At 64.5% G+C, this 25,507-nt stretch carries 22 protein-coding genes and 1 pseudogene; 11 read left to right on the top strand and 12 right to left on the bottom strand.

The genetic code is table 11. The features are described 5' to 3' along the window. Positions 1-503 precede the first annotated feature (503 nt). From MXD64_RS00990 to MXD64_RS00965, 6 genes are read right to left on the bottom strand one after another with little or no spacing between them, the layout of a single operon-like run. Positions 504-1,769, bottom strand: coding sequence for an MFS transporter (locus MXD64_RS00990; RefSeq protein ID WP_262118257.1), 1,266 nt, complete (start codon positions 1,767-1,769; stop codon positions 504-506). Continuing rightward, positions 1,769-2,917 (bottom strand): ATP-grasp domain-containing protein, encoded by a 1,149-nt coding sequence (locus MXD64_RS00985; protein WP_262160741.1) that lies wholly within the window; start codon positions 2,915-2,917, stop codon positions 1,769-1,771. Before MXD64_RS00985 ends, MXD64_RS00990 begins: the two co-directional genes overlap by 1 nt. Then, positions 2,914-3,435 carry a peroxiredoxin gene (locus MXD64_RS00980; protein WP_262160743.1) on the bottom strand — a complete coding sequence of 174 codons (522 nt, stop codon included), beginning with the start codon at positions 3,433-3,435 and terminating at the stop codon, positions 2,914-2,916. The genes MXD64_RS00985 and MXD64_RS00980 overlap by 4 nt, the downstream gene beginning before the upstream one ends. After that, positions 3,432-4,709 (bottom strand): ATP-grasp domain-containing protein, encoded by a 1,278-nt coding sequence (locus MXD64_RS00975; RefSeq protein WP_042536949.1) that lies wholly within the window; start codon positions 4,707-4,709, stop codon positions 3,432-3,434. The genes MXD64_RS00980 and MXD64_RS00975 overlap by 4 nt, the downstream gene beginning before the upstream one ends. Next, the gene (locus MXD64_RS00970) at positions 4,702-6,204 is read right to left on the bottom strand and encodes an aminoglycoside phosphotransferase family protein (RefSeq protein WP_263136975.1); all 1,503 of its coding nucleotides are present in this window, start codon (positions 6,202-6,204) and stop codon (positions 4,702-4,704) included. The genes MXD64_RS00975 and MXD64_RS00970 overlap by 8 nt, the downstream gene beginning before the upstream one ends. 1 nt (position 6,205) lies before the next feature. Beyond that, positions 6,206-7,486, bottom strand: coding sequence for a SidA/IucD/PvdA family monooxygenase (locus tag MXD64_RS00965; protein WP_042536945.1), 1,281 nt, complete (start codon positions 7,484-7,486; stop codon positions 6,206-6,208). A 407-nt stretch (positions 7,487-7,893) separates the two neighbouring features. Between MXD64_RS00965 and MXD64_RS00960 the strand changes: the two genes are divergently transcribed. Then, positions 7,894-8,079, top strand: a complete 186-nt coding sequence (locus MXD64_RS00960) for a hypothetical protein (protein WP_262160745.1) — start codon at positions 7,894-7,896, stop codon at positions 8,077-8,079. 370 nt (positions 8,080-8,449) lie between these two features. On the opposite strand, the gene MXD64_RS00955 is transcribed toward MXD64_RS00960, so the two are convergent. Then, complete coding sequence (locus tag MXD64_RS00955) at positions 8,450-9,163, bottom strand: hypothetical protein (RefSeq protein ID WP_156155258.1); 714 nt, start codon at positions 9,161-9,163, stop codon at positions 8,450-8,452. Between the two features lie 1,017 nt (positions 9,164-10,180). Between MXD64_RS00955 and MXD64_RS00950 the strand changes: the two genes are divergently transcribed. The 7 genes from MXD64_RS00950 (at position 10,181) to MXD64_RS00920 (ending at position 15,625) form a co-directional block, all read left to right on the top strand. After that, positions 10,181-11,005 carry a restriction endonuclease gene (locus MXD64_RS00950; protein WP_263136972.1) on the top strand — a complete coding sequence of 275 codons (825 nt, stop codon included), beginning with the start codon at positions 10,181-10,183 and terminating at the stop codon, positions 11,003-11,005. Positions 11,006-11,496: 491 nt separating this feature from the next. After that, the gene (locus MXD64_RS00945; RefSeq protein WP_263136971.1) at positions 11,497-12,138 is read left to right on the top strand and encodes a hypothetical protein; all 642 of its coding nucleotides are present in this window, start codon (positions 11,497-11,499) and stop codon (positions 12,136-12,138) included. A 10-nt stretch (positions 12,139-12,148) separates the two neighbouring features. Next, positions 12,149-13,165, top strand: coding sequence for a hypothetical protein (locus MXD64_RS00940; RefSeq protein ID WP_263136970.1), 1,017 nt, complete (start codon positions 12,149-12,151; stop codon positions 13,163-13,165). Continuing rightward, positions 13,165-13,443: a hypothetical protein gene (locus MXD64_RS00935; protein ID WP_263136969.1), complete on the top strand. Its 279-nt coding sequence runs from the start codon at positions 13,165-13,167 to the stop codon at positions 13,441-13,443. The genes MXD64_RS00940 and MXD64_RS00935 overlap by 1 nt, the downstream gene beginning before the upstream one ends. Before the next feature lie 52 nt (positions 13,444-13,495). Further along, a complete protein-coding gene (locus MXD64_RS00930) occupies positions 13,496-14,347 on the top strand; it encodes an antitoxin VbhA family protein (protein ID WP_263136968.1) in 852 nt (283 codons plus the stop codon). Beyond that, positions 14,344-14,589, top strand: a complete 246-nt coding sequence (locus MXD64_RS00925; protein ID WP_263136967.1) for a hypothetical protein — start codon at positions 14,344-14,346, stop codon at positions 14,587-14,589. The genes MXD64_RS00930 and MXD64_RS00925 overlap by 4 nt, the downstream gene beginning before the upstream one ends. A 307-nt stretch (positions 14,590-14,896) precedes the next feature. Continuing rightward, a complete protein-coding gene (locus MXD64_RS00920) occupies positions 14,897-15,625 on the top strand; it encodes a hypothetical protein (protein ID WP_263136966.1) in 729 nt (242 codons plus the stop codon). A gap of 525 nt (positions 15,626-16,150) precedes the next feature. On the opposite strand, the gene MXD64_RS00915 is transcribed toward MXD64_RS00920, so the two are convergent. Continuing rightward, positions 16,151-16,780, bottom strand: a complete 630-nt coding sequence (locus MXD64_RS00915; protein WP_263136965.1) for a hypothetical protein — start codon at positions 16,778-16,780, stop codon at positions 16,151-16,153. A gap of 443 nt (positions 16,781-17,223) precedes the next feature. After that, positions 17,224-17,420: pseudogene (locus tag MXD64_RS00910) on the bottom strand (IS30 family transposase); the annotation flags it as partial. 261 nt (positions 17,421-17,681) lie between these two features. Here MXD64_RS00910 and MXD64_RS00905 point away from each other — a divergent pair. Continuing rightward, a complete protein-coding gene (locus MXD64_RS00905) occupies positions 17,682-19,295 on the top strand; it encodes an ATP-dependent nuclease (protein WP_263136964.1) in 1,614 nt (537 codons plus the stop codon). Beyond that, positions 19,285-20,379 (top strand): UvrD-helicase domain-containing protein, encoded by a 1,095-nt coding sequence (locus MXD64_RS00900; protein ID WP_263136963.1) that lies wholly within the window; start codon positions 19,285-19,287, stop codon positions 20,377-20,379. The genes MXD64_RS00905 and MXD64_RS00900 overlap by 11 nt, the downstream gene beginning before the upstream one ends. Before the next feature lie 16 nt (positions 20,380-20,395). Here the strand turns inward: MXD64_RS00900 and MXD64_RS00895 are convergent, their stop codons facing one another. Next, positions 20,396-21,283 (bottom strand): hypothetical protein, encoded by an 888-nt coding sequence (locus MXD64_RS00895; RefSeq protein ID WP_263136962.1) that lies wholly within the window; start codon positions 21,281-21,283, stop codon positions 20,396-20,398. Between the two features lie 657 nt (positions 21,284-21,940). On the opposite strand from MXD64_RS00895, the gene MXD64_RS00890 reads away from it, so the two are divergent. Beyond that, positions 21,941-22,744, top strand: coding sequence for a PIN domain-containing protein (locus tag MXD64_RS00890; RefSeq protein WP_263136961.1), 804 nt, complete (start codon positions 21,941-21,943; stop codon positions 22,742-22,744). Positions 22,745-23,012: 268 nt separating this feature from the next. Here the strand turns inward: MXD64_RS00890 and MXD64_RS00885 are convergent, their stop codons facing one another. Next, positions 23,013-23,402, bottom strand: a complete 390-nt coding sequence (locus tag MXD64_RS00885; protein ID WP_263136960.1) for an ASCH domain-containing protein — start codon at positions 23,400-23,402, stop codon at positions 23,013-23,015. Positions 23,403-23,407: 5 nt separating this feature from the next. Continuing rightward, positions 23,408-24,961 (bottom strand): hypothetical protein, encoded by a 1,554-nt coding sequence (locus tag MXD64_RS00880; RefSeq protein WP_263136959.1) that lies wholly within the window; start codon positions 24,959-24,961, stop codon positions 23,408-23,410. Positions 24,962-25,507 lie beyond the last annotated feature (546 nt).

The following is a 25,507-nucleotide window of genomic DNA, read 5'->3' as shown; positions in this document are numbered from 1 at the left end:
CGCGGTGTTTGGTCTGCCGCTGCCAGCTGGGTTTCACCTGGGTCTGACTCGATTTTCCCTCCTCAGAGGAAACCCTGGTCAGTCCTGATCAGCATCGGTCGCCGCGCTGTCGGACTCGCGCGCGATGGTGCTGCATCACGCTGTCCGCTCCGCAGAGGTCGGAGTTCATGCGCGCTACGTCGTCGGGTACCGAGTTCCACGAGCTCTCGGAACACCGACGCCACGCGCCTTGACAATCGGTACCGGCGTAGGCCGCTGTGTGACGGCTCTATCCCTGTGCGCCACGGCGGTCCGACAGCCGAGGAGCGTGACGCGTTGCGCCGGCGTCGGTTGACCGCAGACGAACCCCACCTGGCGACATGGGGACTGACTTGGAGGACGGAGTCGGTGGCGGTCGGAGCGGTTGAATCTGCGCTGCTTCTCACGTTCATCGGCTCTCGTGTTCATCGCGGCAAGGGTGAGGTCAGTCGGTGCACCTTCGCGCACGACAACCGGATGGCCGGTCAAGGAAGCTGCGGACCGATGTGATTCAACGTCTTGTCGAGGTCCTTTCTGACGGACCACAGCTGTGTTGCGTAGATGATCGTGCCTGCTGCCATCGCGAGGACGATGGTGATGAGCGCCCAACGCGGCCCACAAGTGGCAATCAGGGCCGACGAAAGCAGACCGCCGAAGCCGAGCGCACCGTATGCGAAGAAGCGGTAGACGGCTCCGACTCGGCTTCGCATGTCGGCGGACGCTCGGTGCTGGCGCACTGATACCGCGATGACGTTGTAGACGACGAGCCCGGCACCGTATGTGAAGAAGACAACCACGATGGTTGATCCGCTCGTGACGGAGTGCCCACTGACGGTGATCAACAGGAGGGGTGCGAGGGTGGCGGCACCCATCCACCCGAGCATCGTCGCCGTGGGGCGCCGCGGGCCACGGCCGCGCATGATCGCTGCTGCGAGAACAGCTCCCGCCCCAGATGAGGCAAGGAGCAAACCCAACATGCTCGCACTGAGGTCGAGTTCACGATTCCCGTACACCAGGAAAGTAGTGATGAGCGCCTGTTCGAGCAGGTTGAATGCGGTCCCCGCAGCGAGGAGACGGACGAGCACCCGATCGCTGAAGCTGAACCGGATTCCCTCCCACAGACGTCCGAAGACGTTCGGCCGAGAGCCTCCGGTCCGTTCCGGTCGGGGCGATGCGGCTCGTGCCGGGGCGAAAACGGCGCAGGCAATTGCGTACGTGGCTGCGATCACGAGAAGCGCGACGAACGGCTGGCTGAGCCCCACGAGGAAGCCAGCCAGGGACGGCCCCACGACCTGCGCTACGGAGTACGTGAGTTGCACGCGACCGTTCGCCGCGATCAGCCGGCTCGGTGCAACGAGTTGCGGAACGATCCCTTGAACGGCGACATCGAACGCCGCGGTGAACGTCCCCGCCACGAACACACCCGCGAGCAGCACCGGCAATCCGAGTTGGTCGATCGCCGCAAGCCAGCCGAGGATCCCAAACACCATTGCCCGACCCGCATGGCCGACGAGCATCGGAGTCGATTTCGATGTGCCGTCGATCCAGGCCCCGAACAGCAACGTGAAGAGCATCACCGGCAAGAATTGAGCGAAGGAGATGAGCCCGATCTGCGCGTTCGGGATGTGCATGGCGAGAGCGATCAGCGGCATCGCGGCCTCGCCCACACGAGCGGCCATCTGCGAAGCGGATTGGCTCCAGGCAAAATGCCCGAACGCGCGGTCGACCGTGGCGCGGGGCCGTGCGCCCATCACTCGACCGTGATGCGCACAGCTCGGGCAAGCCGCTCTGCTCGCTCCGCGGCCTCATCCGCGCTCGCCGCCGCGACGACGACACGACCCGCCCGAGAATCAGACGTGAGCACAGGTGGGACGCGGTCACCCACAGCGACGGTGACGACAATCTCCGCGTCGGCGGGCGTCGAGGGCAGCGTGATCCCGGCCACGTTGCCAGCGGACGCGACAATGAAACGGACGGCAGCTGCTGACGATCGGCTGGGCCGAAGGTCGGGGGACCCACCCAGCGCTGTGTTGATCGTCTGCTCGAGAAGATCGACTCCTGTGGACATCCGAACGAGGTCACGGATCTTGTCGCCCCCGATTCGATCATGCGATTCGATGATCCGCGGGCCACGGTTGGTGAGTTTCACTTCAGTGTGCGATGGCCCGGTCTGGAAACCAACGAGCGTCAAGAACTCGCGGACGTAGTCGACCATCAGCGATCGATCGGCATCAGTGATCCGGGCTGGGATGACGTGAGCGACTTCGACGAACGTTTCTGCGTCGGTCTGCTTCTCGGTCACGGCCACGACATGGTGCGTCCCCTCGACGGTGAAGCCTTCGACGCTGAACTCCGGACCGTCGAGGAACTCCTCCACGATCCACGGGCCGTCCCCGTTGTCCGTCATCCGGTCCCAGACCTCCGCGAGGTGGTTGTTACTCTCCAGGCGCAGGATCCCGACGCTCCCCGATCCGCTCACGGGTTTGACGATGAGCGGCGAGCCGGCCTCGTCCGCTGCAGCCTCGAGATCCGCTCGACCGTCGACGTTCCAACTCCTCACCGCGAAGCGTCCGTCAGCTGCCAAGCGCGCTCGCATCGCCGCCTTGTCGCGGAGCGTCGTCCCGACGCTCGGCGGGTTACCGATCACTCCGAGCTCGCTCGCTAGCCGAGCTGCGAGGACCAGCCCGGTCTCGGTGAGCGAGAGAACCGCCGCAAACGGCTCCTGATCATGGGAACGTCGAACTCGCTCGACGATATCGTGCTCATCCGCCTCGATTCGGGCGAGGACCTGCCCCAGGTGTTCCCTCTCGCCGTCCGCCACGACGGCGAGCTCGTACCCGCGGTCCGCGATCCGGGCCTCGAGTGCTGGAGTGCCAGCTACGACGAGAACCCGCGTCACGCGGCTCCTCCCATTTGGTGGACGGCTCGGAGAACGTCTTCGACGTGGTGCGAGGGATCGTCATCGGCAACTAGCACGTCGACGACGACGCCACTGACGATCAAGAGCGTCACACGCCGGTAGAGCACGGAACCCTCGAACTCGAACGTGGCAAGTCCGAGTGCGTCGCGGAGCACCAGTCCCGTGTCACTGACCAACGGGTACGGCAGATGCAGGCGGGATGCAGCCTCGAGCTGATAGTCAGTCGTCTGGGTGGAGCACCCCACCACATCCCACCCGATGCCAGCGAACTCGTCGCGGAGATCCCGGAACGAGCATGCCTCGGCAGTGCACCCCTTCGCCCCCGGGATCGCAGCCCACGCCGGTGAGTCCGATTCTGCAGGATCGCCGGTCCTCGGATAGACGAAGACGACACGATGAGCGCCCTCATTCGATCCAAGGTCGAGAAGACCGCCGGACGTTGACTCGAATGACTGGGTGGGTAGCCGCCGGCCGATGACATCGTCACGACTGGTCATACGAGGGCCTCCGCAGGCTTCCGGTCCGGGATTCGTTCAACTTCTAGGCGGTACGCCGCCCGGACTTGTCGGATCCGGTCGTTCACGGTCGCCGCCGATGTGTCCGGGACGTCGAGAAACACGATCCCGGTTGTCGACGAGCTGTGCATGCGCGAACTGATCGTGTCTCCGACAGAGGCGTGCATGTCCACGAGTCGAACGCCGTCGATGTTCGCGAAGTCCTCGGCTGTGGACAGTGCAACAACCCTCCCGGGCTCCGTCGGGAGGCTCGTCCACATCAACATCGCCGGGTGGGACCCGTCAGCCGTGAAGGAGACCGGGCGTCCGAGTGACAGCAGCATGAAAGCTTCCCACAGGTCGACCCCAGTCGAGAGTCGCGCGCTGTCGACCACGCCTGCACCCCCGGGGCGGCAGGCGATCTCCCCGAGGAGAATTCCGTCGTCGGTCACCAACGCCTCCATGTGTGTGACAGCGTCTCGCACACCGAGAACGCTCACCACCCGCTCGTGGAGTGCTCGGACCTCGCCGGAGCGGCGGTCAGTGGAACTGATGGTCGAGGCACCCACCATCGTTCCGATACCCCCGATAAGTGGTGCGTGGTACTGCGAAGCGATCGCGAAGCGGACCTCGCCGTCGATGATCACGCCGTCGCAGGTGATCTCTTGCCGGACGGGCAGGAAGGCCTCCACGGCGAGGAGCTTGGGAGGATCCACCAACACCCCGGCCGACTCTGCGTCCAGCAGTGCGTCGAGGTCCGCTTCGGACTCGAGCACGTGTGTGTTCATCGAACCGGTTCCGAAGGCGGGTTTCACGATCACCGGGAACCCGAGCTCCTGGGCTGCCGCACGTAACTGCTCGGCACCGACAGCGCCGCGGAACGGGGCGACCGGGACGCCGGCAGCGAGCAGGCGTTGTTTCATGGCGACCTTGTTGGTCAGCAGGTTCGCGGTCTCGAATGGCACGCCGGGGAGGGAGAGGATGCTCCGGACGAAGCCGCCAGCCGGCATGCTCCGTTCCGATGGCGACACGACAGCCCGGACGCCGTGTTCAGCAGCCAGTTCGAGGACTATCTGCAGGACGGCGGCCGCGTCGCCGACGTCGTGAACGAAGTGCAGTGGGGTCGATCCGGGGTACAGGTCGCGGTACGCCACCTCAGTGATGACATGCACCGAACCTGCTGGGACGTGCTCCGTCAAGCGGCTAAGGGCCTCGACCTTTCCGGTGTTGATGAGGACGATGACGCCGGCGCCGGCGCCGGGTTCACGCTCATGCATGGACGGACTCCTTATTGGATGTGTTTCGATCCAGAGCGCCCAGGCCGCGTTCCAGGAACCAGAGCGTCCCGACCATCGTGCTTCCCCAGCTGTTTCGACTCGGTAGTGCTTCGGGGTACCGAAGCCACCCAATCAACGCGTTGGCGGCGCCGATCAAGAGCCGAGCTCTCGCGACATCGAGGTCCACTTCCCCGATCGACGCGATGCGTTTCACGAGGCGATCCTCAAGCGCAGAGATCCGTTCCGAGTCAGGCGGGGCCCCCTGGAAACGCACCGTTCCGTCTTGGACATCGAATGCGTGGAACGGTGTCCGATCCGAGCCGGTCTCGACCGCTCGAAGTACTGCGCTCATCGGCCAGACGCTGTGGAACAAGGTCGCGAAGTCGTACGCAGGATCGCCGCGCCCTTCATCAGGTCGGCGATTGCCGTCCCAAACTGTCCGCGGGTCGATGAACACGGGTTCACCACTCTCATTCTGAAGCAGATTCTTCAGGTGCGGGTCACCGTGCACGATGCTGTTCCGTACGGGCATGATGGCCGCAGTTCGGCGCAGCATCGGCACCAATTCGTGGAGGCCTCGGAGACGTTCGCCGTCCGGACCGATCCACGGATTCGCCAGCAGCGTGTCGAGGTTGGTCTCGGGGAACGCTCGCCGAGCGGCCTGCTCGAATCCGGGATGCTGTGGGATCGTCTCGAACCGCTCCTGGTACACGTACTTGGCGACGAAGGGCTCACCAGGAGCGTCCGTCGTTTCGTGCAGCGATGCGAGTGCCTCGATGAAGGGGGCGATGATCGTGTCGCTCTCGGCGTTCAGTTCGGTGCGGTCGTCGTCTGCGAACAGCGCCTCGTCGAGTGTTGCTGGGCGAGCGGCGTCCATGAAGACCACCGCTACCGGCGGGTCCACGATCATGCCTGCAATGGTCGGAAACAGCGAGGGGCCCTTTCCGAGCTCGTCCCCCACACGGCTCATGAAGGCGACCTCGGAAGAGACGATGTCGGTCGGGCCGACCTTCGCGACGAATGCCCCTCCGTCGGTTTCGACCCTGGCGATGAGGGCCGAATCCGCACCGGGACGGTACCGGTCCGAAACGCAGGCAATGCCGAGTCCGCAGCCGGCCGCCCAGTGCGCGAGCAACGCGTCTTGGACGGTGGTCACCACCTCGACGTCAGGAACGCGGGCAGACCAAGACCACCGGCCCACCAGTGAACGATCGGGCGCGATCAGCACACCCCGATGACTCACGGACCCCTCACGCCCTTCGACCTCCGAGTGTTCCCAGACGGTTCCTTCCGGCATGCGGGCGACCGAGACCTGTGCACTCCCCGGGAGGTCTCGCGTCGAGGCGACCGCGACCTCGACGCCGAGTGCGCCGAGTTCGACGGCGATCGCGCTAGCCCAGGTCTCAGTTGATCGGCCGGCTTCGGTGACGACGTCTCTGGTCTCGTCCACCACCACGGCAGCCAAGACCAGTTCCCACGTCTGATCCTTCTCCACCTCAGGCCACCGGCTCAGGCAGTCCGAGGGACGCGGACGCCTCTGTGGCGCTCTCGATGATCTCGGCCGCACGGTGAGGCATGAGGCTCAAGAGAACCTCGCTGAAGCCGTGAGTTGCTTCGGCGTAGCCCTGGAGGAAGACCTTCGGGCCGTTGAGATCGGTGGTCTGCACGCTGTAGTCCCGGTTCAGCTGGTACCGACCGGCGTCGTCGGTTTCAAACAGGTCGGCAGCACCCTGCAGCAGTGGGAGGGGCGTCGGGTACCGATAGCCCGTCGCGAGGATGACCGCGTCGTAACGCTCCGAACGCTCCGCCCCGTCTTCGACCGAACGGTAGCGGACCTCAGCATGTTCAGGCGTGGAGGCTCCACCGACGTACTGGACGAGGCGGTCGAAGCGGTAACGGTCGCTCCCGACGACCCGTGCTTCGTACCGGGTTCGGTAGATCCGCGGAATGAGGTCGTAACTGGCACCCGAGTGGGCGGCTGACGCGTAGTCCCGCAGCACCAGCGCCCGCGCTTCCGCGGAAGTCGAGTAGAACCAGTCCGGCATCTCGGGGGAGAACAGCTCATTGACGAAATGGGTGTCGTCTTCGGGCCGCATTGCGAATCCGCGGAGGGACACCGTAATCGATGCTTCCGGGTACTGACTGCTGAGGAAGACGAAAAGGTCAGCGGTGGTCTGCCCCGCGCCGACGATGTTGAAGCGGTAGGGCGCGAGTCGGTCCGGGAACTGTTGTTCCAGTCGTCGTTTGCTCTCCGACGCGTGGAACAGCCGGTCGCCGGTGGCCGTGCCCTCGGGCAGGTAGGGCGTTCCTCCGTCTGCCACCACCAGGTTCTTCGTCCGGACCGTCTGCTCGAGCCCCGTTGTCTCGTCTCGAGTCGTGACGTCCAAGCGGCCGCCTGCCGCTGCGACGATGCCCACGACCCGGCTTCCCCACCGCACACGGTCGCTGAACTGGTCGGCGACCCACGCGTAATAGTCGTTGAACTCCGTGCGGGACGGGTAGAAGGTGCGCAGGTTGATGAAGTCAGGCAGGCGCCCCTTCGCCCGCAGGTACTCAAGGAACGAGAAGGCACTACGGGGATTGCGCATGGAGACGAGGTCCTTGAGGAAGGACACCTGCATCTCCGCCTCGGGGAACATCAGGTCCGGATGCCAAGCGAACGACGACTTCGCATCGTGAAACTCCACCCGGAGTCCGGGCTGCAGCTCAAGCCCCGCAATCGCCACTGAGATGTTCGACGGCCCGAAACCGACCCCGACCAGATCTACCTCTCGCATGAGGTCCCCTTTCCTCTCGCAGCGTCGAGAGATCGGTCGCACCACTGCGCCTCCCCCGAGACGAGCCGGTTGCCACGACATGAACAGAAGGTGAACGGCTCGCAAACGCAACCGTAGCATCGTGTACAGAACGATCTGTGCCTTAGGCGGCTGCTGTCAGGTCTCTCAGCATGGCCGATGCGCCTCTTGCCGGCGCTCTGGCACCTGCCCTCATCCGCGGGCAGAGGCGCAGCAGCCCGATGCCACTGGGCGACGGAGCCGTCGTCCAGGAAGCCGCTCGGATCGAACGCTATCGCTTGAAGGGGGCGCGCTCGACGAGGTTCGATGATGTGTGCCCGCTCGCCGTCGATGACGAAGACAGCCCAGGACCCTCCCGGCCGCTCATCGGGAGTTCAGGGCGATCACAGGTGACGGCACGCACTGCGCTGCGCGGCGACGCCGCAGTCGTGACGTACCCGCGGCCCGCGCCGCCCAAGCCCGACGGGCAGACGCACACGACGGACAGCGCTGCCATCGGCACCGCGCTCGAGCAGTTCCGTTCACGCGCACCCCTCCGTCAGAGCAGCACGACGGCGGTGAACGCCAACCCGTAGACGGAGAGGAAGCCACACCGCTACGCATCGAAGCGCTCGAAGCCGATTGGACGTTAAGGCGTCCGCGTAAGAAGTCCCGCTACGAGGCCCTCCCACCCGATGCCGTCTACCTACAGGCAATACGCAAGGACCTCGCCGCTGCAGTAACCGACACCGGCCCGACTGCCGAGGATCTGTCATGGCGAGATTCTCGCAGAGATCGACTGCCTCAGCGGCTGCCTGCATCCGCAGGCATACTCAGTATCAGGTCACTTCAAGTAGTGCGACTCACACCAACGGTAATGGCACTTATCACAACTTCTCGGCGTAGGCCCGGGTAGGAGAATCCGTATATTAAGACCCAGGGACAGCACGCCTTCAACTGCTCCGATCAAATACCATCGGGAGGAGAGTTCCAACCACCCTTTTCAGAGAGCTCGCTAACGCGTGGCTTCCCCTTCTTTGCGCCGCTATACGATAAACGGAAGCTTCTCGATACGCCCTTTTCATCTTGGAACGTCAGAACCCAAGGAACACCTTGCGTAGTTCGAGACTTGTTCCAAGCTCGGAACCCACCCGACAGCCTTGAGACCGTCCACCGCCCCACTTGCCCGCCTTGCTGCCACCAACGCACGAGGTCCGAAATGACAAACAATGGAACGTCGCCTGGACGGTAATATCGACCATCCTCAGTTTCAAGCAATGAGAGTTTTATACCCTCGGCCGGTTCGTCCCCCTCGGGTGCACCCGCTTGGCCCGAAGCGTCTTCCGCTGTAGGTAACTCTGGAGACGCCAGATCGGCCCGTACTGCCTCGTTCATCGTAGTCTTGAGCTCGTCGAAGCCCGCGGCCACCGTCGATGAATAGTCGACCGACCGCTGAGTGAGCAAACTCAGCTTACGCAACAGCGTCGCCTGGTTGCCGCCTTCCAAACGAGCGGTTTCTTCTTGTACTACAAAAATGAGCAACGCAACGCCCGCCGCCGCGACCGTTGCTGCACCAAACACCAATCCCAAGCCATTCCACAGCCAGTTGGTGTTCGCGCGCTGAAACAGAAGGTACCAGGCGGCAATAGCCAGAACCACCGCCGCCAAGATGAGCAGCACGAATGCCGTACCACGGAGCCACTGCCTCCCTTCGACCGGCCGGGAATCTTGCTCCCGCGGAACGAGTGCCGTACGCCCACCCCTCCCGGAGAGCTTTGTGACAACGCCCTGCTCAAGCAAAGAATTACGAGCCGCCCAGTACTCGGAGTCAGACAGGCCGAGGGCCTCTCGGAGTTCTCGGTTGGTTCGAGGAGTGCCATCTGCGGGAAGTAGTTCAACCAAACGGTCAGAGATGGCCTCCTTGCTTGACGCTCCCGTCTTCCAGAACCCCTTAGTGCGCCGCTTTGTTATCAAACCGCTTCCCCTCCCAGAATTAAGACATAAAAATGCGTTCCTCATGCCTATCACGAACCACAATTCCTCGCGGAACGATTTAGCATTGCCGCCGCGACGACTCGCTAGCAGCTAGACAAACGTTTCAGTGCCGAAGAGTTTTCGTCACTCTCGCATCCAGCACACGCGGTCGTCGCCACAGGCGGTAGATCAAGAACGCCCCCACTGTCGACGCCAGCGGCCGACCTTGCCCATGCGAGCATAGATGACGCACACTCATTCATGGACCGGGGCATACCCGGCACGAGGGCGACGAACCAGATAGACGGCTCGGCACGGGAACAGTAGAGCTTTGGGGACGCCCTGAGGTTGCGGTGGCTCACACCTGCCACGAGAAGCTCCGTTATCGCCTGGTTACCGGCAAAGCCCCCGGGGCGAAGCGAAAGAGCCCCAGATGCCCGTCGTGACGGGGATCTGGGGCTCTTCGCGTTGGCTGGCGGGCGACTTGCAGAGCCTGCGGATCGCCGTGTTTACGCGCCTCGCAGCGCGCCGCCTGAACGTGTGCCCCCTGGGCGTCGGCGCATTTTCCCCTGGCGGGCGCTTTTCCCTGATGAGACCAAGCAACATGCGAGGAGTGACCTGCCTAGGGTGCCTCTCTCCGGGTCCAGCGTCGTCTCCTGTCCGCATCTACGTCCACGTCCGCGTCCGCGTCCGCGTCCGCGTCCGCGGTGCAGAATCAGTAGTGTGCCCGCTTGGAAGAACTACCAAGAGTCCGTTGCCGACGTCTTCCGCGATCTGGGATTCACCGCCGAAACCGACAAGAAGGTTGAGGGGGTCCGTACGTCACATGACATCGACGTAGTTGCCACCTATCGCCACGTTGGGCTCGACCTGCTGTGGGTCGTGGAGTGCAAGTTATGGAAGACCCGTGTCTCGAAGCTGCATGTGCTCGCGCTGCGAACCATCGTTGAGGACATCGGCGCGGACCGCGGACTCATCTTGTCTGAGTCAGGCTTCCAATCGGGGGCGACGGAGGCAGCAGTCAAGAGCAACGTCTGGCTTGCGGCCGTGGCGGACTTCAAGCACGAGGCCCAAACAGCTCTCGAACGGCGGCGGCTGCTAGCGCTGCCAGAGCGCATTGCCGCCGGTAATCGACGCTACTGGACAATCCCGAAGAGCCTGAGAGAAGAGACTGGGTTGCGGCCAGAGGGGCCCACCCTCGGCTACAGCGCCTCGAACACCCTTCAGACATGTTGGGCGCTGGTAGAAGGCGCGTTGGCGGGCATCCTTCCTCCGGAGAGCAGGTTTGCCCTCTTGCCTGACGTCAGAACCAAAGCAGAAGCGATTGGAATCGCCGAAGCGCTCCTCGACGATCTCGAGAGGCGGCTCGACGAAGCAGAGCGTCAGATTCCGGGGTCGATATGGCAAGAGATTGAAACAAGCCGTAGTGAGCAGAACCTGGCGCCGTCGGACGACCGCACTAAGAGCGTCGCGCGCACCTTGTCAATTCTTCTCGACATTCCGCACCAGGAAGCAGCAGATCGCTTCGACCAATTCATCGAGGAGTAGCCGATCGCGTTTCAGCCGTAGGCCGATCGCGAGTTGCTGCAGGCGCTCCATTGCGGCACTGCAGCGCCGAGAGGCCGGATGAGCTGCGGCAATCGGGAAACGCAGCGCTCTCGGGTAGTCGGCAAACCGAGCGCTTAGGGCGCCCGTATCACGGCGGCTGCCTATGCCATGGAGGCGAACCAGGCTGCGAGAAGGGCTTTCACGAGAAAAATTCTCGGAACCAAGAGCCATTTGAGAGCTGCGCTTGCGTTCACTTCCCCCGGGACGCCTCCTGACGAGGGTGGTGCACGACTTGCGTCGGGCGCCTGCGGAGCTAGCCGTGACCACGTTGCAGGACGACTGCAGTCCGGAGCCCGAGCACGAGCTCGAGCTCGAGCTCGAGCTCGAAGTGAACCTTCGCACAACACTGGACAGGCGCGTAGAGTGGTAGTTACTATCACCGCAACGTATCCGCGCATTCGCGGATGATTGGAAGCCTCGGAGGTTCCGACATGACGCAGCACACCAGTACCGGGGAAGGCCCGGAGCGAGTGCCGCAAGCTGCGCAGCAGGTCTTAAGACTACGAATCGCCCGCATCCCCCTCTCAGCCGTCCGCGACCAGCCCCTTCCCGATCTGCAGGAACTGTACGCAGACCTCCAAGAGGACCAGGCCATCATTCCTAACCTGCGCATGGGTATGGGGGCCCTCCCGGTTGCGCGGTGGGACCGGGCCCACGCTGCAGCCGGCTGGACGCTCTACGGTGCGGACCTCACCCTCGACATGGGTCATCCGTTTGGGTCGATGTTCTACCGCAACGACACCGACGGCCGTGTGTTGCGCGTCGGGGTGAAGTGGCATCCGCCGGTGCAACAGCTCGAGTTCCCGGCCCTGCATCCGTCGAAGCCGGAGCTGACCTCCGATTGCACTGGGGAAGAAGTCGCCGCCGTGGTGTTGGATGCGCGGAGTCGGATAGGGACTCTTGTTGCGGTCAACGCGCAGATCGGGTCGTTCGTCGCCACCGAGGAGTCCGAGAACGCCATCCTCGACGCGTCCGGCCTCGGGCTCGAACGGCTCTCCGATGACGACCCGCGGCTCGCTGGCCGCGATGCGCCTCGGCCGTCACGGCCGGGCGGGGGCGGCGCTGATGAGTGATCGGCAGTGGGTGCAAGACATTCGGGACCAGCAGACGATCCTGTCGTTGCCGTTCGGGGTCGGATGGACGATCGACATCACGCAGACGTTGGTCGCCCTCGAGGCTGCGGGGATGCCGGCCCATGTGGAGGCGTTCGACCGTCTCCGGTTTGAGGACGGTCGGTCCGGGTTCCTGTCGACACCGAACCCGACCGCAACGATCAACGACGACGGCACACCGGCCGAACGGACCGAGGACCTCATCGTCATCCCCGGCGGGTCGGAAGGCGGCGTCCTCTCGCTCGCCCGCCGGTACCCGGACCTGGTGGTCGTGAACGGGAAACGGCAACGAGTCTGGGCCGACGGTCGGCAGGTGCACGGGTCGTCAATGGAGCGGGACGCGACCCCGGGCTGGCGGACCGTGTTCGCCATCGCCCGCACCATCGCCCTCCACGGCGGTGGTTCCCAGTCAATCGCGGACCGCATCGGCATCTCACTCGACGACGTGCGCGCCGCGATGCCCGCGCTCGGGGCGAATGTCTTGCACACGCCGATTGGATGGGAAGCAGCCGACCAGGCCACCCTATGCGACTGGGCCTTGGCGGCGTACCCGGGTTACGGCGGAATCCGGACCTGCTGGCGCCGCGACACCACCATCGACGCGGAGGCTGACCAGCTGATTGCGCTGGGTGGGGTGATGTCGGACCGGTGGGCGGCGCACCAGTCCGGCGTCATCGTCCCACCGAACCGGCTGACGGCGTTCTTCGCCCAGCACCCCGACATGGCCGCGCTCGGCTACGAGCCCGCCACCGTGAATGAGGCGACGGTGTCGGTCGTCATCCCACAGGACACCACCATCCTCACCAGCGCGGAGGGGTGCTGCACGGACGACTTCCTCACCGCGCACGTCCTCTACGCAGACAGCTGGGTGGGCGCGAATACGGACGCGGTGAACGGGCTGCGACAGCTGCTGCACTTCCGGTCCGACCTCGCCCACGACCTCCGCTGGCACCCCAAGAACGGCAGCGGTGCGGGTGGGGTGGGCTGATGACCTTGCAATTGCTGTCGCTGACGTTGGCGTACGACGACACCCGGTTCTTCGGCTCCGTCATGTTCATCGACCCCGACCACTCGGAGGGCAAGCCGGCCGTGGTCCTCATCGACCACACCGACGAACCGCCGTGGTTCCGCCTCACCATCGTCGACCCGGACAGTCAGGACCCGGCGGCGCCGGCAATCGTCGAGGCGGACCGCATCATGCGGTTCCTCCTCCGCTACACACCCGACCGCATCGGTCGAACCCCCGCTGACTTCCCGCAGCTCTGACCTGCCCTGCTCACGCCTGACTCTTTGGAGGTAGTTGCTGATGATGCGTCTGGTGTCCATGCACCTGTCGAACGACCGGATCCTCTGGGGGCATGTGCTCCTCGAGGACACGGAGAACCCGGACGCGCACCTGGCGCAGATTCTCGTCCGCCCCATCGACGTCGAACCCGGCTACGAGCTATACGACAAGACCAACACGGTCCTGTCGGACCTGACCGTGCCGGCGGTGCGGGAAGCGAACCGCATCGTGCAGACCCTCCTCATCCCCGCCTCAGAAATCGCGAAGCGGGAGAAAGCCGTCCGGGCGGTCATCCACTCGGGCTACTTGGAAGGGTTCCCGGACGACATGCCCTGGCAGTCCCAGCTGTGGATGTACGCCCGCGGAGAGGTCACCCGCGAACAGCTCAGCGCCTACGCCGACGAAGGCCGACAGATCCCCCGCCAACCCGAACACAGTGCCGTCGGTCCGGCGGACGTCCCTGAGGACTGGTGGCAGGCCACACAGGCCCGGATCCGCCGGCACCTCCTCAACACCACCCTCACCGAAGTAGAAGTCGCTGCGGCCCTGCAGATCAGCATCGACGAGGTCGGCGAGCTGTTCGAATCGAACCGGCTGACGAGCTTCGACCTCGACGGCGAAGAACGCATCCCCGACTGGCAACTCGTCAAGCCCGCACTCCCCGAGTTCGGCGACCCGGCGTCACTCCTGCCAGGCCTCGACGTCCTCTACGCCGCAGCACCGCAACCGCTCCTCGACGCGGCAGCAATGACCGAGTTCATGACCACACCCCTCGAGTTCCTCACCGTCGACGACCGGATCCTGACACCACTCGACTGGATGCGGGAAGGACGGCCGCTGACGACGATCATCGCCCTGTTCCGCGGACGACGGTGGCGACCATGAGCCGCCGGCCCGACCTGTTCCTCCTCAACGTCGCCTACGACGCCACCGGCGTGCACGGGCACGTGTTCTTCCGCGACCCACCCAGCACCGAGCTGCGGCAGGTCATCGTCCGCAGCACCGACACCGGCAACATCTGCGAACCAGCCCGCGGCGACCCCCGCGAAGGGTGGGAACCGTTCCTCGAAGAGACCCGCTGGCTCATCGCCCTCACCCGACCCGACACCCCGGGAGAGCGCAGCTGATGGGGCCTGGGCTCGAATGGGTCAACGCTGCATACAGCGGCCGACCGCAGATCACGATGCCGTACGGGCTCGGCGACACCACCGACCTCACCAACACCCTCGCCGTCCTGAAACTCGCCGGGCTTCGCGCGGTCGTGGAGACGCACGACACGATCCGCCTCGCGGACGGACGCCGCGCACGCTTCCCGACCCTCACCCCGCGACCCCGCGACCCCGCGACGACGACCCGACTGATGCGGAACTGCTCCTCCTGGCGCCACGAACCATCACTGCGACGCAGATCGCGCTCGCGGAGCAGACGGCGACGGTGCTGCTGGTCGACGTGGACCGGCGCCGCGTCTGGATCGACGGCAGACAAACCCTCGGGACAAAGGAACGGTGGAAGGACGCCGCACCCATCTACGTCACCTTCGCCATCGCACGGCTGCTCGCCGTCAACGGCGCCACCTTCGACCGGCTGGTGCGGGCAGGGCTGACTCCCGGGCAGGTGGACGACGGGCTCGCACGCCTCGGCAAACGCGTGCACCGCACCCAAATCGGCTGGGAGTCACGAAAGGTCGGAGGGCTCGTGGACTTTGCCATCGCCTGCTACCCCGGACCAGGCGGCGTCAGGACACGGTGGACGTCCGAGCTGCCGCTCATCGAGCAAGCGGAACGGCTCATCGAAGCCGGCTGCCGCATCTCCGGGCGCGCCATCTCCGACCGCCCCGGCTACCCCGCCATCAGCAAACGCGAGCTGCCATACCGGCTCGTCGCGTTCACCGAGCAGCAGGTCGACATGGCAGCGCTCGGCTTCGAACCCGACACGATCGGCTTCGCCGGCACCGAACTCATCCGGCCAGCCGACCCAACGATCTTCCTCACCGCAGCGGCCGCCGGCTACACGGACCGCACCGACGACATCATCACCGCCAACACGCTCCTCCGCGCCGACCTGCGCAACGCCGACGACGCGGCATCGCTGCAAGAAGTACGCGACCGGTTGCAGTTCCTCGCTGACACCGGCTACGACCTCCGCCACAATCTGCCCAGCTGACCAGAACCGGCAGGCTAGGTCGACGGTTCACTGAACCTCCTCCGGTCCTTTACCGAACTGCGCCAACCCCAAGCAGCCAGCTTGGTCTCGCCGCGGCCTGCTTCCACCCAAACTGCGTCTCTGGTGAGGCGATACGCCTGGGCGTCACTTCGACGGATCAGCCGGTCGGGCAGTTGGAACCACGCGTGCACCGGCAATGGCTCCGGAAGCTCGCGCACCTCCACGCCGCGAGCATCCTCCCCGAGCGAGAACGGCGAGCCGGGCACCGGACGATCCAAACGACGACGACCCGTGACCGCGACAGCAGGAGCCGGCACCGACGCTCGCATACCGGGCCTTCACCGAGAACATCAACGGACTAGTCGTTTGAGACGGGAGAAGTAGCGATGAGAGCAGGCCACGCTGGCGCGTTCGTTCAAGGACCGATTGATGAGACGTAGTCTCGCGTGTCGTTCTCAAGATCAGGCCCACGGAGTTGTCGCAAAAGGTCGGCCCCAGCGCGCTCCCGGGTCGTGCTTCAACTCGCTACGGCTTCGGCCAGGGCGAAGCGGCCGTAAGTTGCTCAACCTGCTGCCGAAGGTGCTCGTCCGCTGCGCTGGCCATGCGCGCCACCAGGTCTCGGTAGCCCTTCGCTGCTCCCTTATTGAAACTGTCCGGCGCGCTTGCCGAGTGCACAACTGAACCTCGAGCGCTCACCAGCTTCTCCAGGGCACTGCGATCGGCTTTCTCAATGGCGCTGATGAAGTCGAGCCCGACAGGTAGAAACAGCGTCGTGATCTGCTTGACGCGTGCAGTGTTCATGCCGAAGCGGCCTGTGTCCGCGTCACCTTTCGCGAGGGCCCTCACGCCTCCGACCCATAGCGCCCGCCAACCAGGGTGAACAGTCAGCTGCCAAGCAGTGGGCTTCCCGTCCTCGATGGCCATACGCGCAGTCTCCGGCACCCGGTCCACGGCGGTGTGATTGGCGAGGAATTCGGTCGCCTCGATCGCAACGTCCTCCACGTACGCTTCCCACGCGGCGTAAGTGAGTGCGACTGAAGCGACGAACATCGAGGCTTCCTGTCTAGTCGGCTTTCCCCGGCCAGTTTTCGTGCCCGCCATCAAGTTGTCGGTGTGCTGAAGGGAGACCTGGAAGTCATCGAGAGATTTGCTCATGTGCCGACGATATGAAGGAGGAGACCCCTCGCGCGACCCCCGAACGGGCGCACCCCCTCGCGGACGGCGGAGGAGTGGACTCAATCCGAGAGGTCGCAGCCCTCCCGTTCAGCGATCGACAAGAGCCAGGGCCGCCGAATCATCACGGTGAGAGTGAGCTGGACCGGGACGGAGCCACCCGGGTGAGCCGAGTTGGGAGAAGTCCGGTAGCCGATCGTCCAATCGTTCACGAGGATGTTCCGGTCTCAGACGTAGGTAGAAGGGGCTGGTCGCTCCGACGTCGTGAAGACCGACGGACGATGACGAGCCCGACTGATGCACCTATCGCTGGGATTGCCGGTGTCAGGAACGAGGCGGCCACGACGACGCTGGTTCGACTTGCGGCGGCTCCGACTCAAGGGAGGAGCGCCAGTACGGTGACAGCCGTCGCGAGAGCAATTTCCGTTGAGTTCGGCAGCGACTTCGAGGAGCCGTTCCAGGCTGAGGACCGCCAGGTCGGTGGACTTGGGAAAGTACTGCCGGAGCAGGCCGTTGGTGTTCTTGTTCGAGCCGCGCTGCCAGGGCTTGTGGGGTCGCAGAAGTAGATCGCGAGGTCCGTTGCGAGGGTGGTGTCCTTATGCCGGGCAAGCTCGGTCCCCTGTGGCATCGGACGAACGTCGGATGCGGCGCGACCTCCGGACCGAACATCTGGTTGCCGACACATCGCAGCGTCCAGCAAGCGCTCGTCTACGGATAGTGCGCCCGCATTCGTGCTCCGCATCTGCTGCGTCGCGTATCTCGAGTGCGGACGTGCAGCAGATGCATCGCCGTCGCGCCGTTGCCGAATGATGTCGGCTGCTCATGCAAGGCTGCTGGTGACGCGTCTGACACCCGTGGAACGCGCCCCGACCGGAGTTACAGCATGATCGAACGCGTACGAATCCGCGGCTACCGAAAGTTCCGCGACCTGGACTTTCGACCGCACCCGGAATTCAACGTGTTGGTGGGCAACAACCAATCCGGGAAATCGACCATGCTCGAAGCCATCACCTTGGCCGTCACCGGCCGGATCAACGGCCGCCCAGCGGGCGAGGAGCTGCACCCGTACTGGTTCAACCGTGACAATGTCGCAGCGTTCTTCGCGGCACGTGCTGCGGGAGCGAACCCTGTGCCGCCGACGATCAGCATCGAGGTGACATTGCGGCCGGGACCGGAGTTCACCGAACTGGTCGGAGCGGACGACCTGCTCCAGCCCACCGGGCACGCGCCGGGTGTGCGCCTCATCATCAAGTTGAACGATGAGTACAAGGAGGAGTTCGAGGCGTACGTCACAGACCCGCAGACGGCCCTGCTGCCGACGGACTACTACACGGTGGAGTGGAGCTCCTTTCAGAACGTTCCGCTGACGCAGCGGCCACGAGCGCTGCGTCTGGCGATGATCGACTCCCGGACGGTGCGCTCCGGCGCCGGGATGGATTACCACCTGCGGCAAGTCATCGGTGAGCACCTCACCGCCGAGGAGCAGACCACTGTCTCCGCAGCGTTTCAGCAGGTGAAGGAGACCCTTGCCGCGCAACATCTCACGGGAGTGAACACCAAGCTCGCCAGCGGGGATGAGCTTCTCGACGGCGGCAGGGTGTCGTTGGCGATGGATCACTCCTCCCGGACGTCCTGGGATAACAGCGTCATCCCTCACGTGGAAGACGTGCCCTTCGTGCTGGCTGGTCAGGGGCAGCAAGCGGTGGCGAAGACCGTTCTGGCGATGCGCCGACACACGGACGCTGCCGGCGCGGTAATGATTGAAGAGCCCGAAAACCACCTGTCGCACTCGAATCTGAACGTACTGCTAGACCGCGTGGAAGCGCTCGCCCATCCTGAGCAGCAGGTGTTCATTACCACCCACAGTTCGTTCGTGTTGAACCGGTTGGGACTCGATCGGCTACGGCTGGTGTCCGACGGCACCGTGCAACCATTCACCGCGTTGCCGGCGGACACTGTCGGCTACTTCCGGAAACTGCCGGGCTTCGACACGCTCCGGCTCGTTCTGGCGGACCGGCTCGTGCTCGTGGAGGGCCCTTCCGATGAGTTGCTGTTTGAACGGTTCTACTGCGACAAGTACGGTCACCGCCCCATCGTCGACGGCATCGACGTGTTCTCGATGCGAGGCTTGTCGCAGAAGCGGTTCCTGCAGCTCGCGGCTCTCGCTGGGAAACGGTGCGTAATCCTCAGCGACAACGACGGCCGCGAGCAGCCTGACCTGGACGCTGTCGTCGCAGATCTGGGCGACCTGATTACTGACGATCGGCAGCTGCTGTTCGGCACGGTCGGACACGGGACCACGCTGGAACCGCAGATCCTTCAGGTGAACCCTGTCGACACCGTCCGAACGGTCCTCGACCGTGCACCGAACGTCGACATCCTAAAGTGGATGGGCAACAACAAAACGGAAGCGGCGTTGCGAATCGCAGACTCGGCGACACCATTGACGGCGCCGTCGTACTTCAGCAAGGCGATGGAGTTTATCCATGAGCGGTGAGCTCGTCCTCGCCGTCGCCGGATCGCGGAAGACGCAAAGCATCATCGACGCCTGTGTCGCCGCGCCCGCCAACGCCCGCATTCTCGTGGTCACCTACACGGTGAACAACCAGTTGGAGCTGCGACGTCGGCTTGCCGCAGCCTGTCCCGCTGCGACCGTGGACGTCGTTGGCTGGTTCACGTTCCTGCTGCACAACATCGTCCGCCCGTACTTGCCGTTCATGTTCCCCGGTCAGCGCGTGGCAGGCATGGACAACGAAAGTGCGTACCAGCAGTACGTCGGTGTGGAGGAACGCCGCCGGTACTTCACGTCCACCGGTCTGGCTCGTCGCGTGCACCTGGCGAACCTGGCCACACTACTCGTGCACCGCGCGGGTGAACTGCCGCTGCGCCGCCTGGAGCAGTTGTACGACCGCATGTTCATCGACGAGGTGCAGGATCTTGGCGGGTACGACCTTGAGGTGCTGCAGCTCCTGCTCGGATCCGCCGTGCCCTTGACGATGGTCGGTGATGTCCGTCAGGCGATCCTCTCCACCAGTCCAGAAGAACGCAAACACAAGCAGTTCAGAAACATGAGAGTGTGGCACTGGTTCCAGGAGCAGGAACGCAAGGACCAGTTGCGCATCACGCAGCGTCGCGAAACATGGCGCTGCCACCCCGACGTCGCCGCGTTCGCCGACGACCTGTTCGCACCCACATGGGGCTTCGAACCGACGGTGTCGCGGAACTCACTAGGCACGGGCCATGACGGCTTGTTCCTCATCCGTACCGAAGATGTCGATGCGTACGTGGAGGAGTTCGCACCCCAGCCGCTGCGCTGGGACGCCAGAGCAGCGAAGGCGCACGACCACCTTGAGTTCCTCACCTTCGGGACCGCGAAGGGCCTGACCAGGCAGCGGGTGTTGATCTTCCCGACAGAAAAGATGCGCAAGCTGTTGCAGAAGGGGGAACCGCTTGAGCCTCTCACCGCCGCAAAACTCTATGTCGGTGTCACTCGCGCGGAGCAAAGCGTCGCGTTCGTCCTCGACAGGCCGGGCCAGTGCGCGCATCCATACTGGTCCCCGCCGGAGGTCCGGCCCTCATGATCGACCGCCGCCACCGTCATCGTTGTCGAATGAACGTGTCCGAGACAGGTCGCCAGGTGGACGGCAGGTTCGCTCGGGCGTCGTGATACCCGAGAGGGATGTCGTTGTTATCACCGTCGAAAAGCGCGGCGCGGACAACGTTGCGCAGCGTCTCGGGTGGTTTTCCGCGCTTGCCGAGCGTCTGATAGCTCGGGAGCGCCGCAATCTGTTCCTCACGGTACACGGCGGAGAGCTCGCCCCAGAACCACGCTTCCGCGCGATTGGCAACTTCGACCTCAAGCTGCTCGAGGGCGCTGCTGCTGTCCTCAGCAGCAGCCGCATCGAGGAACGCCGGCACCCAGTCGAGCTGCAGGGACAGGGTCTCGCCCGCCGCATCCCAGTTGCTGAGTCGGACTAGGCTGCGGGCGGCAGCTCCGAGTCGTTGGGCATTCTTGTAACGGCGGTGGTGACCGGTAGCGGCGGCAAGCATGTTCGCTTGGGGCGGTTCGGGACCGGTTACGGTGAAGCGCCCAGATACGTGGCCTTGCCACCGGGAGAACGCGAAGACCATGCCGTGCGTGAACGCCGGCAGATGCTGGAACGCCATGAGGTTCGTGACCGCACCACGCACAGCAGCGATCGCGAGCGCATCGGTGTCGGCTCGAATAGGTGCCGGCAGCCTAACGGCGGCCATCCGCCGCGCACCCTGCATCGGCTGGTAGGCGACGTCCACAAGCCCTTTCCTCGCCAGCGACAGCGCTGCGCGCCGCCAGGCGACAGCGGTTGCGGCACTGACACCGTCCCACTGCTCCGTCGAAGCGATGGCCACGTCCTCCACGTTCCGCCATACGAGGCGGGCCGACGGCGGGTCCTCATGCAGGTCGTCGAGCAGCGCTCGCTCCACCCGCCCAAGACCCCTACTCACGACGCCAATCCTAAGTGTTGCGCAAGCCGGTCCGTCGTGTCGGCGGTGCCGGTGACCATGGGACCAGATGCGGAAACCCCCGCTGTGTCAGCAGCGGGGGCCCTGGTTCGCATCTCGCCCTCACAATGAACGGAGATACGTCTTGAGTGTAAACAGCCCTCCCTCGCCGCCCGAGAGCCGGCAACCGATCCGCCCCTCCACGGTGGTCGGCCTAGTCATCGCTGCCGGTGTTGCCGCGGCTGCCGGCCAGGCATGGGGAACGGAAGAAGGGATGAGCGTCTTCGCGCTCAGCCTCTGGTTCCTCCGGTAGGACCTGCGCCACGACGCGGGCGACCGGATGCGAAGCGGGCGCCGCGCTGCCGAAAGGCAGCGTGGCTCCTGCTTCGCGCAGGGGGCGGCCGACTGAGGCATTGAACGGGCAGAGGGCAACGTTGGTGCGCTGACGCGTGCAGGGGCGTCGAGCGCGTGGCGAAAGCGCCTTTGTAGGGCGAGCCCAAGACTGTCACCGTCGGCGCGTACCGTCGATCGTTGACTCCCGGCGCTGGACCGACGAGTCACGGGTGCGCGGCACGACGGCGCCAGCCGTGCCGCCTCCTCAGCACGCGAATCGGTGACAAGCCCTGCGGTACCGTGTCGGCCGTGGTCAAACTTCTTCCGGTGAGCACCATCCGAGACGCGGGCACGCTGCTCGCTGACTTTGCAGGACAGCTCACCGATATGCGCTCACGCACGGAAGCTGTTGAACGGCTCACCGCTTGGAGGACGTGGAGTCCTCGCGCGGCGCTGCGTGCCCGCGCGCTGTTCCGGGAACGATCCGTTCGCGACCTTGTGCTCGGTGAGCAGTACGCGATGCTGCACTCGTTGGCGCCGACGTCCGATGGTGCTGCGCTTGCCGCACTCATCGACAACGAGATTCAGGAGCGGCTGGACCGGATCGCTGGAGCTCAGCAGGAACTTCGGGAACTCCGAAGGGAGTGGGGCTTCGAAACGACCGCGGTGCTCATCGACACCAACCTCCTCATGCATGCCGGGCCGCGACTTGCTGGCATCGACTGGGACTCGCTGCTGCGCACCACGACGCGGAACACAGCGTTCGTCATACCGATCCAAGTCGTGGAGGAACTCGACCGCCTGAAGTTCCACCGCGCAAGCGAAGTGCGTTCAAACGCCGCCTACGCACTGAAATGGCTCGCCGATGTCCTGCCGGCAGGAGCGCAATCGGCACCATTCGCGACGAAGGCGGACGGTACGACAATCCGGATCTGGGTCGATGACAACGAACGAGTCCCCCTCCCGGCGGTCGACCGGGACATCATCGACCGGGCCATGGAACTCCACACGTACACAGCGCGGACGGTCATTGTGTCCATGGACCGGAGCATGGTGCTGCGGGCTTCGCACCATGGCGTAAAAGCAGCACTCATCACAGCCGACGCCATTCCGCCGCGTTCATCCGATTGAGCTCCACACGTATATCGGCGCCCTCTCATACAGCACTGTGCGCGTTTGCCCGCCCAAACGAGAACGCGGATCTGGTTCCACACCTACTCGCGGAGCGTGTGCCGGCCAGCCTGCCCGACTTCCGGGCTTGTAGCTCCAGCTGGACCGACAGGGCCGTCTAGGGCGAGCGCCTGACTCTCGCCGTTGAGAACTCGGCATCCAGACCTGCCGCCGTTCAACATTGAGAGCATCGTGGGCCCGTCAGCGTCTAATGGGCTGCACCGCCTGCTCAGCCCGTCATTGCGAGCCCACGCGCGTCGGCGGGCAGATAGGCGAAGGACTGTGGCACGGCAGGCCTGGGCTCAAACTCGCCAAGAGTGAGTGGGGTGGCGAAGCGTTCAGCCGAGGCCACCACGATGGCGACTGCCGTCGGCGCGTTGCCGTAGTAGGCGAAGAACGCCTCTTTTTCGATCACGCCGAGGTGCCCGAACTGTTCCCAGATGCGAGCGGGGGTGTCGGTGACCATGTTACTGACGGTGAACTGCCCGATCACCTCGCTGCTCGGGGCGGTCGCGTAGATGAGTACTGTGCGGATGTCGTCGGCTAGGCGTCGCTTGCGGAACTCAACCTGCTTGCGGCCGTCCACGATCGCTTCAGCCCAGCGCGTGTGGATCGACATCAGGGCTACGCGCTCAGCTGGTTCTGCACCCATTCGATTCCTCCCGGATCCCGTACACGCACGACCGACTGCGGCCAGGACGTTACGACCTTACGTTCAACCAACTCGGTCAACGACCAAGGGGGCTCGATGAACCGGTCGTGTCGAAACAGAATCGTCAGGACTGCCTTGCCATCTTGGTGCATGCCGGCGACATCGGACGCTGAGTAGACCGTCCGCTTGAACGACAGCTCGATCGTTTCCATGGGGTCTTTGGAACGATGGGAACGCTCGGCGACCCCGACAGCCACGACTGCGCCGTCGCCGCGCACTCCGCCCTGGCTTCGGTAGAACAGCAGAGTCGACCCTGCCGGGATCTCCTTCGTGGGACTACGGCAGAGGTACGCCTTCCTGATCGCGTTGCCATGCGCCTTCGGCGTGGTGAAGGTGTCGGCAAGCATCGTGGCGCCCATGGCGCCAACTACGGTCGCGTCGGGAAACAGGTCGTCGTACCACTGCGGGGTGATCGGGATCACGAAGATCGGGTTGCTGCGCTGAACCGCGGGTGGCCCGTATCGGATATGGAAGTCCAAGCCAGACAGCGTCGACGATGATGGAGGGTCCAGCTCCTTGAGCCAGACCTGCTCGTCCGGATCGCCCTCCTTCACCGTAACGATCTGGAACCCGAAGTCCACAAGGAACTCAATGAGCCGCTCCTGGCGGCTGTTCACCTCGACGAACATCACTCCGGGGCGACCGGGCTCCTCCGCGGCCCACCGGAGCACGGCCTTCAACAGTAGTTCACCGTACCGCTTACCTCCGGCGGTGTCGCCCACCTTGAAGGTGGCGAGCTTGATCGCTGGCACGCCCCGCCGCAACGGGTGCTCGTCCCGCATCTTCACGAGCGCGAGCGCCTCATACTGTCCTCCCTCCCCACGGATGATCCAAGCTCGGCGGCTGGTGGCTTCCTTCTTCACCTTTGCCATCCAGGAGTCGAACTTGGGGTGGTAGTCCGACCGCAGACTGTCGAAGATCGGCTCCGAGGTATCGAGCTCGTAGGTCTGCAGGCGCTCAACCATCGGGGGTGGGGTAGGGGCTTCGGGGTGCCAAGCGGCGAGCTGGGCAGCTGCTTCACCCGATCCCAGGACTCGATGTCCCAAGCCAAGACGGGCAGCTCGTTTTCGTAGCCTCGCATCGTTGGTCACGAGGAAGTGCACGGCTTCCGCGTGAAGCGCGGCGAGTATGCGCGCATCCCGTTGGTCGTTCGGGCCAGGATCGGATGGAAATACCTCCCACACCTCGGGCGGGACAGGGAGCTCGGCCAACGCGGGGTACTTGTCGTAGGCTGCGAGATTCTGCGCTCGTTGCGTGGACTCGCGTGTCTGTTCGAGATCTTCGCGCGTAGCCGGATGCACGAAGACGTGATGACCGTGCTGCGCCGCGAGGCGGAGGAGATTGCTGACAGCCGGCTGAGCCTCCTCGAGGTGGCCGTCGTAAGGCTCGGCCGCGATCACGACATTCGAGTCGATCAGGAACGACATGTCGGTTTGCATCTGCCCCCTCCGGTTGAAGCTGAGCATCCCACAATCGCACCACTTGACTAGTCACCGCGCCGCATGGCGGGCTCGTGCTATCGGTAGGCGTCTCGCAAGCGGCACAATGCGATCTCTGCCGTCACCAGAGACGGACCGAAGCGTAGAGAGAGAGAGAGAGAGAGAGCCCCGGTCACGTTCCGGAGTCATGGGTCGATCATGTCGTGCGGCTCATCTACCCGACCCGCTCCGCCCGACGATGACCCGACCACTGGTCGCACCGAGGTTGACCGCGGCCACACTGCCGCTCGTTGCCATGCTCGGCCCCTACCGCAGCAAGGCTGCGGCGACACCGGCGTCCACCGGCACGTGCAGATCCGTCGTGTGGGAGAAGTCGGCGGTTCAGATCTCAGTCGGCGCAGGGTAAGGCGTGCGACCCGGCCGCACTTGCCGGCATGAAGCCCGACCACACCGAGGAGATGAGTGGTTATAGTAGTTACCATGCCAGAGTACCGACCAAAGCTCCCCGAGGACGTCTGGCACGCGATACGCCCGTACGTGCTCGACTTGGCAGAACGAGCGGAACCGAGAGTG

Source organism: Curtobacterium sp. Arg-1, assembly GCF_025643395.1.
Taxonomy (GTDB): Bacteria; Actinomycetota; Actinomycetes; order Actinomycetales; family Microbacteriaceae; genus Curtobacterium; species Curtobacterium poinsettiae.
The sequence above is the reverse complement of the archived record's forward strand: the minus strand, read 5'-3'. Positions and strand labels throughout refer to the sequence as shown.

Bases quoted from the DNA above. Each gene is read 5' to 3' on its own strand.
- MXD64_RS00975 (WP_042536949.1), bottom strand. From the start codon at position 4,709: ATGCATGAGCGTGAACCCGGCGCCGGCGCCGGCGTCATCGTCCTCATC.
- MXD64_RS00905 (WP_263136964.1), top strand. From the start codon at position 17,682: ATGATCGAACGCGTACGAATCCGCGGCTACCGAAAGTTCCGCGACCTG.
- MXD64_RS00900 (WP_263136963.1), top strand. From the start codon at position 19,285: ATGAGCGGTGAGCTCGTCCTCGCCGTCGCCGGATCGCGGAAGACGCAA.
- MXD64_RS00965 (WP_042536945.1), bottom strand. From the start codon at position 7,486: ATGCGAGAGGTAGATCTGGTCGGGGTCGGTTTCGGGCCGTCGAACATC.
- MXD64_RS00925 (WP_263136967.1), top strand. From the start codon at position 14,344: ATGAGCCGCCGGCCCGACCTGTTCCTCCTCAACGTCGCCTACGACGCC.
- MXD64_RS00880 (WP_263136959.1), bottom strand. From the start codon at position 24,961: ATGCTCAGCTTCAACCGGAGGGGGCAGATGCAAACCGACATGTCGTTC.
- MXD64_RS00885 (WP_263136960.1), bottom strand. From the start codon at position 23,402: ATGTCGATCCACACGCGCTGGGCTGAAGCGATCGTGGACGGCCGCAAG.
- MXD64_RS00990 (WP_262118257.1), bottom strand. From the start codon at position 1,769: ATGGGCGCACGGCCCCGCGCCACGGTCGACCGCGCGTTCGGGCATTTT.
- MXD64_RS00980 (WP_262160743.1), bottom strand. From the start codon at position 3,435: ATGACCAGTCGTGACGATGTCATCGGCCGGCGGCTACCCACCCAGTCA.
- MXD64_RS00915 (WP_263136965.1), bottom strand. From the start codon at position 16,780: ATGAGCAAATCTCTCGATGACTTCCAGGTCTCCCTTCAGCACACCGAC.
- MXD64_RS00945 (WP_263136971.1), top strand. From the start codon at position 11,497: ATGACGCAGCACACCAGTACCGGGGAAGGCCCGGAGCGAGTGCCGCAA.
- MXD64_RS00935 (WP_263136969.1), top strand. From the start codon at position 13,165: ATGACCTTGCAATTGCTGTCGCTGACGTTGGCGTACGACGACACCCGG.